General features: G+C 33.7%; 9 protein-coding genes. 3 read left to right on the top strand and 6 right to left on the bottom strand.

The genetic code is table 11. The annotated features are described in order from the left end of the window. The first annotated feature begins 93 nt into the window (after window positions 1–93). Window positions 94–399, top strand: coding sequence for a family 16 glycosylhydrolase (locus tag ABD935_RS01745; RefSeq protein ID WP_345189808.1), 306 nt, complete (start codon window positions 94–96; stop codon window positions 397–399). A 10-nt stretch (window positions 400–409) separates the two neighbouring features. Here the strand turns inward: ABD935_RS01745 and ABD935_RS01740 are convergent, their stop codons facing one another. From ABD935_RS01740 to ABD935_RS01715, 6 genes are all read right to left on the bottom strand, one after another. Beyond that, window positions 410–1,660: a glycoside hydrolase family 117 protein gene (locus ABD935_RS01740; protein WP_345189807.1), complete on the bottom strand. Its 1,251-nt coding sequence runs from the start codon at window positions 1,658–1,660 to the stop codon at window positions 410–412. A gap of 188 nt (window positions 1,661–1,848) precedes the next feature. After that, entirely contained in the window at window positions 1,849–3,432 is a 1,584-nt protein-coding gene (locus tag ABD935_RS01735) for an alpha-L-fucosidase (RefSeq protein WP_345189806.1), read from the bottom strand. 16 nt (window positions 3,433–3,448) lie between these two features. Further along, a complete protein-coding gene (locus ABD935_RS01730; RefSeq protein ID WP_345189805.1) occupies window positions 3,449–4,339 on the bottom strand; it encodes a family 16 glycosylhydrolase in 891 nt (296 codons plus the stop codon). Between the two features lie 27 nt (window positions 4,340–4,366). Beyond that, on the bottom strand, window positions 4,367–6,208 hold the full coding sequence (locus ABD935_RS01725; protein WP_345189804.1) for a sulfatase family protein: 1,842 nt from the start codon (window positions 6,206–6,208) through the stop codon (window positions 4,367–4,369). Between the two features lie 130 nt (window positions 6,209–6,338). Then, entirely contained in the window at window positions 6,339–7,211 is an 873-nt protein-coding gene (locus ABD935_RS01720; RefSeq protein WP_345189803.1) for a family 16 glycosylhydrolase, read from the bottom strand. Window positions 7,212–7,290: 79 nt separating this feature from the next. Then, entirely contained in the window at window positions 7,291–9,171 is a 1,881-nt protein-coding gene (locus ABD935_RS01715; protein ID WP_345189802.1) for a T9SS type A sorting domain-containing protein, read from the bottom strand. A 288-nt stretch (window positions 9,172–9,459) separates the two neighbouring features. Between ABD935_RS01715 and ABD935_RS01710 the strand changes: the two genes are divergently transcribed. Both ABD935_RS01710 and ABD935_RS01705 read left to right on the top strand, forming a co-directional pair. Beyond that, a complete protein-coding gene (locus tag ABD935_RS01710) occupies window positions 9,460–10,425 on the top strand; it encodes a hypothetical protein (protein ID WP_345189801.1) in 966 nt (321 codons plus the stop codon). A 4-nt stretch (window positions 10,426–10,429) separates the two neighbouring features. Beyond that, window positions 10,430–12,250, top strand: coding sequence for a beta-agarase (locus tag ABD935_RS01705; RefSeq protein WP_345189800.1), 1,821 nt, complete (start codon window positions 10,430–10,432; stop codon window positions 12,248–12,250). Window positions 12,251–12,342: the final 92 nt, after the last annotated feature.

Raw genomic sequence — 12,342 nt, 5'->3', positions numbered from 1 at the left:
GTGGTTTAAGGACAATTGGAAAACCGAGATTGATATCTGCAAAATAATTCTGGAGCCCAATCAAACCGTCATGATTTAACTTCCAACCTCCATGTGTTCTCAACCCCTCTCGATAAAGGAAACGTCGATAAACTAAAATCCTTTGGCAAAAAACACCTCATCCCTTTCGAGCTTCAAAAAGAATTTCATGTTTGGGGTTTGGAATGGAACAAAGATTCCCTAAAATGGTATTTGGATGGCGTTCTTTTTAGGGAATCACCAAATACCTATTGGTATCAAGACCTCTATATAAATTTCAACAGTGAATCCAATAAATGGCTACAGGCTTTTCCTGATGATGACCGCTTAAATAAAACCTATGACATTGATTTCGTAAGGGTTTGGAAGTTGAAACAATAGGTATTGACTTTTAGTTTTTCGCTTTATTATTTTCCTTTAAAATACGTTCTCTTTGTTTTTCGCTTAAACCTTGCGAAAGATATACATCAGGACGATGATACACATGATGCTTTTTCATTTCAGGGTCATCAATATCCAAACTTAAATCACAATCAAAACGTACTAGAATGGCGTGATTTTCAGACCAAGTGGTGTAGTTGATAAAATGTGAAATACCCCAAGTAATACCTCTACCGTCTTTTGTATTTGTAAACGCATCAGGGATGTACGGACCAGCTGCAGTGGGCATAAGTTCAACGATGGAAGCGATTTCAAAGTTGATCCCGTCTTTGGCAAACTGAATTGTCTTATGTTCGTTGCCATCTTTAATGGTTAGTGCGGCAATACCTTCTTCAAACGGAAATAACGTGGTTTCATGTCCTGAAGTTAAAACAGGATTAAGTGGGTTTTTTGTAAAAGGGCCAAGTGGATTGTCAGCAGTAGCTAAACCTTGCATGCGAATTAAATCAGGATTCCCATCAAAATCAGATTTATAGTACAAATAGATTTTATCTTTATAAACTAATGGATAAGGGTCGTGAATGGAATATTGGTCCCAAGTGTCTTTTGGTCCGTTGGGAATAATTATTTTATTGACTGCTGTCCATGGACCATCAGGTGAATCGGCATAAGAAGCCAAAACCGGACAATCATCGCCTCGGGTTCCACTGGCTTCACTAAACCCTTGATAATACATATAGAATTTTCCTTTCCATTTTAAGATATCGGCAGTAGCCACAGAACGATGCCCTAAATTTGGTTTTGGCGGTCTAGGAATAGCCACTCCTTGTTCTTTCCAAGTAAAACCATCGGTACTGGTAGCGTACCAAATTTCTGATAAATCCCAATCAGCAGAAGGAATGGTATCGTTGGCCATTTTTGCTCCCTTAGGTGGCGTGGGCGTTTGTCTATGGGTGTACCAAACATAGTATTTTCCATTTTCAAAAATGACTTTGGAAGGGTCACGGCGCGTTATCGTACCATCATGATTACTGTAATCCAAACCTTTTAATTGGGTATATTTAAACTGCGTATAAAGCTCGTTGTCTTCTGGTCTTGGCGCCATATAATTATCATAATTACGTTGCATTGAGGTGCTTAATGGCTGGTTTGGTTTCTCTTTTGGTAATATAAAAGGAAAAGTTTGAGATTGTGATTTACAGGATATTAAAAGAAATCCTACTAATATTGGTAATAGAAAAAGTGAGTTTAATGTTTTCATCTGTTAATACTTATTTTTTTAATGGTGTGATGGAATGGCATAATTACCATTTTCTTTGTTATCCAAATCTTGGTTATGACATTTCATAAATTTAATTTTTTTTTTATTATTATTTTTTACTATCAACCAATTTCCACAATCTAACCCAATTATAAATGATTGTTCTCTTTGTAGTTATTAACATAGTATCAGTCAATATGTGCTTCAATGTCCCCTCCTATGTCATTCTCTTTATATCCTTCCATATTTATTTTAAATGCGTAGGCTTCACTTTCTTTAAGTTCTTTAGGTACTTTTATAACTAATCCTCTATCATTTCTTGTCCATTGAATTTCTTCATCGCTACCTAAAAGATTAATGTTTTCAATTTTAGAATTTAAAACCCCTAATCCAGTACTAAGTGATTTAATCACAATTTCATTTTCAGGTTTATCTAAAACAATAGCAAAAAACTCTGTGTTTGATTTTTTTGTAAATCGAATATCCTTATTAGTATATTCAATTTTATGTTTTTCAACCTTATGCCCGCCTTCAGGCAATCTTGTTGGGCCTTCACCGAAAATTGTCCATGGTCTTGTTTCATAAATAGCTTCTCCATTTACTTCTAACCAAGTGCCCATATTAATTAACAAATCTTTCATGTCTTGAGGAATTGAACCATCAGGATTTGGCGGAACATTCAATAACATAGATCCATTTTTAGACACAATATCAACTAAAATATCTATAAGCTCATTAGATGTTTTAAACTTTGCATTGGGTCTGTAAAACCATGCTCCTGGAGACGTATCTGTTAACCAAGTTTGTGCTTTAGGTTGGTTTGGTCTGCCTCTTTCATAATCTCTAATGGCTACATTTTCAGGAAATGTAGTTTCTTTATAACATACAACAACTTCTTTTCCCCATTCTAACCCTTTATTATAATAATACGCTAAAAATTTTTGACGTGATTCTTCTGTCATATTTTCTAACCACCAATCAAACCAAATTAAATCTGGTTGATAAACGTCAATAAACTCTTTTAGTGTTGCCCACCATTGCTTATAAAAATCATCATCAGGAATATCAGAATCTATACTGTGGGGGTTTGTGTATAAATCATAATCTTTAGGATCTACTCCACCATATTTATGAGCTGGAGCATAATATTTCCAAGTGAATGCATGATGAAATGATCCCATAAATTTCATGCCTCTACTTTCAATTTCTTTTTTAAGTTCTAGTGAAGGATCTATGCCTCCATAATTCATCGAATTCCACCGTGTCGCTTTACTATTCCACATTGCAAAATTGTCATGATGCATGGCTACAGGCCCTGCAAACTTAGCTCCTGATTTTTCAAACAATTCTGCCCATTCTTTAGCATTGAATTTAGAAGGATTAAATTGTTCAATAATATGCTTATACCCAAATTCAGCGGGATCTCCATATTTTTCTTTATGATGTGTGAAATTGCTTGATGGTTTTCCGTTTTCTGTTTCAATTTTAACACCATCTTTATACATTAACATGCCATGCCAGCCTCCATACCATTTATTAGGATCAGCACCTTTAAAAGCTTCAGATGCTGGTCCCCAATGTGTATAGATACCAAACTTGGCGTCTTTAAACCAATTTGGTTCTGGATTCACTTTTTCAAGCGACTCCCAATTTTCTTCAAAAGAAATTGAAGATTCAATGTTTAAACTATTTTTCTTTTGATTGGTTGGTTTCTCCTTACAATTTAAAAACACAACACATAAAAAGAGGATTAAAGCTTTAATAATTCTCATAATTATTTTTTTATTATTATTTATTATCTTCCAGTTTCCAAGATCTTACCCAATTATAAGTGGTTGTTCTATCTTCTAAAGAACCCGTCATGCCACCATCAGCAGGAACGGGATTCCAGTCGTAAGTTTCAACAACCATTCTTAAATACATTTCAATATCAAAATCAGCTGATGGTTTCACTTTCGATTTCATTTTACCATCTAAAAAGAATAAGATTTCATTTTTAGACTTCCACCAAACCCCGTAAACATGAAAATCATCATATACTTTTCCTCCTATAATTGCACTTGCTTTTTCTGAGCCTTTAATATAGTCGCAGTCCTCTGGAATATTTCTACTATGTGTATTCGAATTCATGGATTGATCAAAATTATTCATCCATTCCTCATCATTTGTAATTTGTCCAACACATTCTTGTATATCTAATTCTGTGGTTCTATTATCACAACCTTTTAAATCTTCACCCTTATTTATCAACCAAAACGTAGATGACATGAATGTTTTATTAGCTTTCATTTCACATTCATAATACCCATAAGTCATACCGTTTCTGGATCCAACATACCCACCTCCATGCGTAAACTCTTCATTGTCTATACTAACAGATTTTGGTAACATTGTTGTAGTTATTTGCAAACTACCATTGTTAACTTTAACATTTTCGGCAAGAAATAAGCCCGGTGGTCTACCAATCCATCCTTGACCGGATATTTGCCACTTTTCTTCATCTACTTTTTTACCGTTAAACTCATCGGACATATTTTTAATCAATTCCCATTTCGTATCGGTTGGTCTTGGGTCTTCACCATTAATGAAGGTTGGTGACTTTTGCGCAAAAATAGTTGTTGCTACGAATAGTAGAATCACAGTTAATACTTGTTTCGATAGTTTCATTATTAAATTCATATTTTGATGTTTTCCATTCATTTTTTATTATTTTAATTCTAAATATTTTAGTCTTTCTACGATTAATTTGTTTTCTCTAACTCTATTATCGATTTTAGTAATATCAATCATGAAATCAAGTTTTTGGTAGAAATCACGTTGCAATACAATGGCGTTTAAGATTAAGAGCGCTTCTGTTTCATTTTTAGATTGATATAGAATATTAATCATTTCGTAAGAAGTATCTTTTATTCCTGTAATGGCAAAAAATTCTGTAGCCCTCATCCTGTTTAGCAAAAGTGTATCGGAGCTCATTATTTTTTCAATTTCCAATGAAAATTCTTTTGCTTTTTCACCAAAACTAGAACAAACAGTTAATGCCCAAAGGCGTTCTAGTTCATCAGAAGATTTTAAATATTTTAACAGTTTGGGTTTTGCTTTTTCAAAAGACGTTAGCTGTAAGTTCGCAATTTTCAGATAACGATTAATGTTTTTTCTATGTGCTTTACCAAATGCAATAGGGTTCTTAAAAGCATCTTTAATTAGATAGTATTCAGGATAAAATGATAAATCCGGCATTTTTTTGATCCAAGAATTTAAGATGTTTCTTAATTGAGAGCGCTCTTTTGTATATGCTGGATTATTGGCTAGATTTATAGTTTCAAAAGGATCATTTTCAACGTCATAAAGCTCCTCTGAAGTTTTAGGTTCAAAAAAACTGGATTGTATGGGTCTAAGTTGCCCATTATCAAATAAACTTTTCCATTCACTATAGGCAAGTTGTTTATATCGATAATTATTCATTAAGCCATCAATATTAAAAGGCTGAAAATTTCTAATATATTTTAAATTGCCTTTTCTAAGGCTTCTTACCATATCATATTTTTCATCAAATCTATCTGCATATCCAAATGCTTCGTCCTGCTTCACGAGTTTCTTAGCCTTTATGTTTTTTCCCAAAAAGGGTTTTCCGTCTATAGTTTTAGGAATTTCAATACCAGCAAGATTCAAAACTGTAGCTCCAAAATCAACAAAACTAACAAATGCATTCGTTGAAGACCCTATGCTAAATGGTGATAGGTTTTTATACTTTTCTGGTAAATAAACCACTAATGGAACATGTAGACCGGTTTCTTTTAAATAGCCTTTACTATTAGGCAAAACACCACCATGATCGGCATAATAAAAAATTATAGTATTTTTTAAAAGACCTTCTTCTTCCAACGCTTTAATTACTTGCCCAACTTCAGTATCCATTTTCTGAATTTGGTCTCTGTAAAATGCGTTAGTGTATTTAAAGTTTTGGGTATTAGGGTGATTGGGTTGTATAAAAACAGAGTCAATTGCTGTTATTGTTGATGAAGATTTCATTTTTTCCTCAGAAAAATGTACAATCCCTTCATGGGTTGTCCCTATATTATAAACATGAAAAAAGGGCTGTCCGTTTTTTCTGTTTTTCCAATTTGCATCTTTTGAAGAGTCATCCCAAACATCTACACCTTTATAAATATTATAATCTTCTTTTAGGTTATTGGTTGTGTAATATCCTGCATTGCGTAGGTATTCAGGAAACATTTTTATGTTTTCAGGCAAGGTTATTTTTTGCTCTGCTCTATGATAGTGTGTAGCTAATTTTGGCCCATAAACACCAGTTATCAATGTAGATCGAGCCGCACTACAAACGCTGGTATTTGAGAAAGTTCTATTGAATTTTACACCATGTTGTGCTAATCTTTCAATATTAGGTGTTTCAACACCATTAGAGTCGAACAATTTCATATAATGGATTGAATTATCTTCAGAAGTAATCCAAACTATATTAGGTTGTTGGGCTCTTAAAGAGGAAACACCAAAAATGAATAAAAGAGTAAGGAAAGAATTAATTTTCATTTTTATTTTTATTTTTATTAGATATGCATGCTACAGCTTACTAGTATAATTGATTTTAAACTTCTTGAAGAATAAAAGTGTTCAAATATTATTTATTAAAATATGAAAAGAAAATAATAGCATTCGTCTTCTATTTTTTTAGTTCCCAAGCCCTAAAATACTTCACATGGAATTCACCATCCAACCGATTATCATCTGGTAATGCACCAAACCATTTATTGGATTCACAATTAAAATTGACTTCTAAAGGTTGGTGCCAATGCGTATTCACTGCCTCACGAAATAAAATACCGTCAATATAAAATCGAATGTATTTTTCCGTCCATTCCAATCCCCAAACATGGTAATCGGTTTGTAATTCTTTAGGAAAATAATACTTTTTGGTTCGCGAAAAATGGGCTTTTACATCGCCTTTGTCTTTGGGAGATTTAAAAACATGTATATTTGAATTCAGATCGTGACGGTTATAATCTACCCCTGGAGCATTCTCACAGATATCTATCTCGGTCCACCAATCTGTATCAACATTAGTCATCCAGAAACCCGAAACCCACGGCGTGTCCATGAGTTTGCATTCTGCTTCAAAATAGCCATACAAGAATTTGTTTTTACTTTTAATAAAGCCTGTAGAGTGTGTAAATTGATCTGGCAAGGTAGCATCGCCATGTTGGTTGACCCTAATTACAAGTTCATCATTTTCAATTTTTACATTAGAACCATGAAAAAAAGTTGGAGGTCTCCCCTTCCATTTAGGGTTGTTTGGAAACCAAATGGTTTCATTCAGCTTACTGCCTTTAAATTCATCAGAAACCTCTTTTAATAGCTTCCAGTGTTTTAAGTTCTGCTGGTCTGATAACGGAAAATCATCATTATTTCTATTTACGGCACGCTCAATTTGAACAGAATCAACATACTTTTTTGGAGGAATGGTTAATTCTTGCGCCCATGTTACTCCAGAAAAAAGGAGTACAAAACATAAATTTTGTAAACGTTTTTTATTCATTATTTAACAATTTTTATTGTCAACTATTATTATTAATTAAAAACCCCAATGAAAAATCAAATCTCATTGGAGTTTTTCGCTATTTAATCACTAATTTATTAGTTGCTGTTTTTTCATTATTTCTTAAAATCAAAAAATACATACTACTACTTGAAAGTGAATTTAAATCTAAATCCAATTGGTTGTTTTCAAATTCGGTTTTCATAACAAGGCGACCCAAAATATTAAATATTTCAACTTCAGTTTTTCCTTTTAGGCCTTCCGTTTTTATTTGAACCAAATCACTTGCGGGATTTGGGTATAATTCAATACTAAAAACATTTTTCTTAAAATCCGTAGATGAAAGCGTAAGTTGAGAACTAGTAATTGTATCTATAATTTGAGCATCACTACCTCCTTCTGGTCTAATATCTGCTACTACAGTATAATCACCACTTGACAAAGTGCTTCCTAGGGAAAGTGATACATTATGATTTCCATAACCTTCCAAACCATTAATAGTGGTCGTATAAACTTCATTATTTCCTGAATCAAATACATGAAATTTAATATCTCTGTTTAAATTTGCTTTATAATTATATGATACTGTTAAAGTTTGGGTAGCATTTGATAAGGTTGGCTCTGAATTAAAATTAATATCCTCTGTAAAAACCGGTGCTTTTGCTGGTGGATTTTTTTCTACAATTTCAAAATTATCCCCATATGCTTCATCAGAAGTTGTTTGTGCATAAAAGTAAAATTTAACACTTGTTTCCGCTCCTGTTGTAAACTCTACAGTGGTTTGCTGATAAGTTGCATTAGAGATATTATTGATAACTCCCAAAATAGTTTCAGCCATATTATTTTCTTTAACTCCTAAAATCATTTTCCCTCCTAAAACTTTAATATAGGACTTTAACAAATAGGTAGTATTGGGTTTTAAGGTTACAATACGTTCGTGTGCACCTGCTCCTTTAATATGTGCGGCATACGACCCTTGATAAGGATCTGTTGTGCTTACGGTTCTTATAGTACCTCCCCAACCCGTCCAGTTGGTTAAATCTCCATATTCAAAATCGGCATTCTCCAAACCATCTGCTGCATTTACGGGTTCAGGATCAAAAATAGGCACTAAACGATAACTTCTAACCCAATCATAATAAGCCGTATTGATGGCATTATTGTTTAATTCTGCATCGGTTGGATATGGCGTTAACCAATTATATGTTTCGGTAACCATAGCCATAAACATGGGTCTATCAAAAGGGTTGGCATCTATAGTTGTGTTAAATAATATATTTTCCCCTAATCTTCCATCCGAATAAAAGGTGGCTGATTTTGCATCATGCCACTGTACACCATAAGTATGATAATCTTCCCAAACCTCACTGCCTAACAATGCCGAATCCGTGCCTTTAGAATAAAATGTTTCACTAGATGCTCCACAGGGAATGTAACGGTGATGGGTATTTGATTTCATTTTTTGTCTAAAAGACGGAAACGTGTTTCTGGTATCACCGGCAGCTTCAACAATATCCAACTCTTGACTATATTTATCCGTTGTACATCCTGTTGGTGTGTAATCCTGTTTGCTATTTGACAACCAGAACGTTGTGGACATGGCTATTTTTGAACTCTTGAATCGACACTCATAATACCCATAATAAGCGGTTTCTTTTATAGAGGTTACAGCACCACCATACATGGTGTAAGCCCCTTGTGGTGTACCATATTTACCACTTTTTATTTGCATGTTACCTCTTTGAACACTTACAGCGGTTGGTTCAAATTTTGCCGGAACGCGTCCTTGCCAATTAGTAAAGCTATTTTTCCACTTGGTTACATCTAACAAAACCCCATTAAACTCGTCTGAATATTGCTCATATAACACCCATCGAAAACCCGTTGGAGGCTCTGGCGGCTGAGCATTTACAAGTGTTGAAAAAGCAATAAACAACAATAAAAGCAAAGGTTTTTTCATGAAAATTTTTTATTTCATTCAATGAATTTGATGTTAATAAAATTACATGTTAACAGTTACAACAAAGGATAAAAACAGACTTTTTAGAACTTCATATGGTCTTAAGGTAAGGACTTAGAGCACTCTAAATCGCTTTTAATGGACATATGTTATCAAATTATAACCATGTATTATTTATGATGCTTTATTTATTACTTAGATTTGAATAGGTTCTAGCATTATTAATTTCAAACACTCGCAGTGAGACAGGAGCAAAAGGTTAAAACCAAAATAAATAAAACCAATATTATGAAACATTGCATAATAACAATCAAATTCATTGCCCTACTCTTTTTCGGGTTCATATCCTTTAAAAATCAAGCCCAAAACGACAAAGTAATATTCGTAAAAGATGTGCCAGTAAAACTTAAAAGTGCATCTTCGTATAGCTTTTTTGTTGGATATGAAGTTTCAAAAGATTCCGATTTAGCTTTAGATATTTCTGGCGGTCCAGGCAAATTTTGGGCCGGAAAAACCATTCCTGTAGACAAAGGGAAAGGTGTATTTCAATTTCAAATCAGTCCAAAAGATAAACCACGAGTTGGCAAAGGTTATCGTATTTTGGTTTCTGTACGAGATAGAGGTGGCGATTGGAAATCAGAACGCGCTTCGTCCATCATAAGAAATGTAGAAATAACCAAAAACGACGCTCCCATTTTAGACGATGCATCCTTTTCTTTATTAACCCCCACTTCACTTTCTAGTAGGGAAGTTTTTGAGTTTGATATTAAATACAAAGCCAGCGCACCAAGATTGCTTCAAGTAGCGTTATGGAATGGCCAACAATGGATTGCTGCAAGTCAAAACAGAAGCATTAATACTGGGGAAGGTTCGATAAAGGTAACTTTAAATGCAGGACAACCAAAGGAAGGCAACAAATATCGTTTTGTATTGTATTATGGCTCTGGGGAAGGCTTTCCTAACGAAAATATTGTAAGTAAAGAACTCTCTGGAATTGAAATCACTAAAGCCATAAAAGTACTTACTCTTGATGATTTGAACGAGCAGCATATTACACTTTCACTTAATAAAAACTCGAATAGTTTAACCTTACCAGGCAACCCATCCTATGAATTTATTAGAATTATATCGACTAATGGAGAGGTTGTAAAAGAAGAAACAAACACAAATTCCATAACCGTTTCAGATTTGGATAAAGGCGCATATTATGCCATTACAAGCAAAGATGATTATTACAAATTTGTTAAACTTTAAGATAATGAATAAATTATTTATAACACTTACAATAAGCATAGTATCACTATACAGCGTTGTTGCTCAAGAAAACGAAGTAACTATCGATTTTACTACTCAAAAATTTATAGGTAATGAAAGTGAATTAAATAGGCAAAAATACTTTGCAATGCACGATTCTTACTCTAATTGGGATTTAGCTTCTGATGCCGATTATTTATTTAAAAAACTAGGAATTCATCATGGTCGTACTTTTGGTGGCCCTGCCCCCTTTAGAAAATCGAAAACAGAAATCCCATCTTTAGCCGAAGCAAAAGCAATGACTGATAGAGCTGCTGAAGGTATAAAAAAGAGTCCACTCTTTGATGAATTTGCTACTACAGATTTTGTGATTACAGACCATCCTAGTGAGGCCTTTCAATTAAACCAAGATTATAATAAAGTGGCAGAATACGATGCTACTTACTTAAAAAATGCGTATCCCGTAATTCCAAAGTACTATGAGGTTATGAATGAACCTTTTGTACATGCCAAAGACTACGTAGAAACTTGGGATGAAACACCTGCCGTCATAATAGAAATGTCTAAATTATATAAAACTGTTGCAGATAAAGTACATAGTGAAATTCCTGACATGATGGTTGGCGGGTATGCATCTGCCTATCCTGAAGTTGAAAAAGACGATTTCGGCTACTGGGATACGCGCATGAAAACCTTTATGGATGTAGCAGGAGAAAGTATGAAGTTTTTTGCAACACATATTTATGACGGACGAAATGTAGAAGGTGATTTTAGTTACCGTTCAGGAAGTAATTCCGAAGGTATTTTAGATTTAATTGAAGCCTACAGTTTTAAAAAGTGGGGTGTTGTGAAACCTCATGTCATTTCAGAATATGGCTATACGGCGCAAGGACTTGTTGGCAAACCATATTCCCCAGAATTAAATGGCACTTGCTTAATAGCTTATAATAAGATTTTAATGCAGTTATTGGATAAACCTGACCGTTTACTTAAAGCCATTCCATTTATAACTTCTAAAGCCACTTGGTTCTATGATAATAAAGAAGGAAACCCTAATGGCTATCCTTATCCTTGGGTTATTAAAAAGAAAGAGGAAGATGGTTCATATACTTTTACACACCTGAAGAAATTTTATGAACTTTGGAAAGGTGTTGAAGGAAAACGCATAGAAGTTGCATCAAACAATCCCGACATCCAGATACATGGGTTTTCAAAGGAGGGAAAAGTTTTTATTGCTATAAATAATTTAAGTGATGAGAATCAAGATGTGGCATTAAACTTTTTAAACAACAGCACAAATTATATAAAAAACATCACGTTAAGACGACTTTACACCACTGCTACAGGATTTCCAAGATTAATTTACTTTACAAACGAATCATCTATAGATTCAGTTAAACTAAAACCTGGTGAAACAATCATAGCAGAATGTGATGTTACTCCTATTGAATTTAATAATACTTTAAAAGAAAACAATTATTATACAGACACCTATCTGCAACCAATAGAGAAAAACAAAGCCATCACATTTAACTTTAAGAATATTGAAGCTATTAAAAATGGTAGAGCATATATCAAAATGGGGGTTGGCAGGTCTCATGATATGAGTAAAAAACCAACTATAACGCTTAATGGCAAAACCATAGAAGTGCCAAATAATTGGGCGGGTTATGACCAATTGGCAAGGGAGCGTTTCTTCGGCGTTATTGGTATTCCGATTGAAATCAAACATCTGGTTGATGGTGAAAATAAAGTAGAAATCACCTTTCCTGATTCAGGTGGTCATGTTAGTTCAGTTATTATAAATGTTGAGTCGAGAGGTTAAGATTAATCAAAAAATCTGAAAAATAACCATATGTTGTAGAGTTTTAAACATTCGATATTTCAGCTTTTAAGTAAAAACAGGAATTTAGCCAA

It is taken from the genome of Algibacter agarivorans (genome assembly GCF_039543245.1).
GTDB lineage: Bacteria > Bacteroidota > Bacteroidia > Flavobacteriales > Flavobacteriaceae > Algibacter_G > Algibacter_G agarivorans.
The sequence above is the reverse complement of the archived record's forward strand: the minus strand, read 5'-3'. Positions and strand labels throughout refer to the sequence as shown.

Coding starts and splice junctions, on each gene's coding strand:
- ABD935_RS01705 (WP_345189800.1), top strand. CDS start 10,430: ATGAATAAATTATTTATAACACTTACAATAAGCATAGTATCACTATAC.
- ABD935_RS01725 (WP_345189804.1), bottom strand. CDS start 6,208: ATGAAAATTAATTCTTTCCTTACTCTTTTATTCATTTTTGGTGTTTCC.
- ABD935_RS01740 (WP_345189807.1), bottom strand. CDS start 1,660: ATGAAAACATTAAACTCACTTTTTCTATTACCAATATTAGTAGGATTT.
- ABD935_RS01730 (WP_345189805.1), bottom strand. CDS start 4,339: ATGAATTTAATAATGAAACTATCGAAACAAGTATTAACTGTGATTCTA.
- ABD935_RS01715 (WP_345189802.1), bottom strand. CDS start 9,171: ATGAAAAAACCTTTGCTTTTATTGTTGTTTATTGCTTTTTCAACACTT.
- ABD935_RS01710 (WP_345189801.1), top strand. CDS start 9,460: ATGAAACATTGCATAATAACAATCAAATTCATTGCCCTACTCTTTTTC.
- ABD935_RS01735 (WP_345189806.1), bottom strand. CDS start 3,432: ATGAGAATTATTAAAGCTTTAATCCTCTTTTTATGTGTTGTGTTTTTA.
- ABD935_RS01720 (WP_345189803.1), bottom strand. CDS start 7,211: ATGAATAAAAAACGTTTACAAAATTTATGTTTTGTACTCCTTTTTTCT.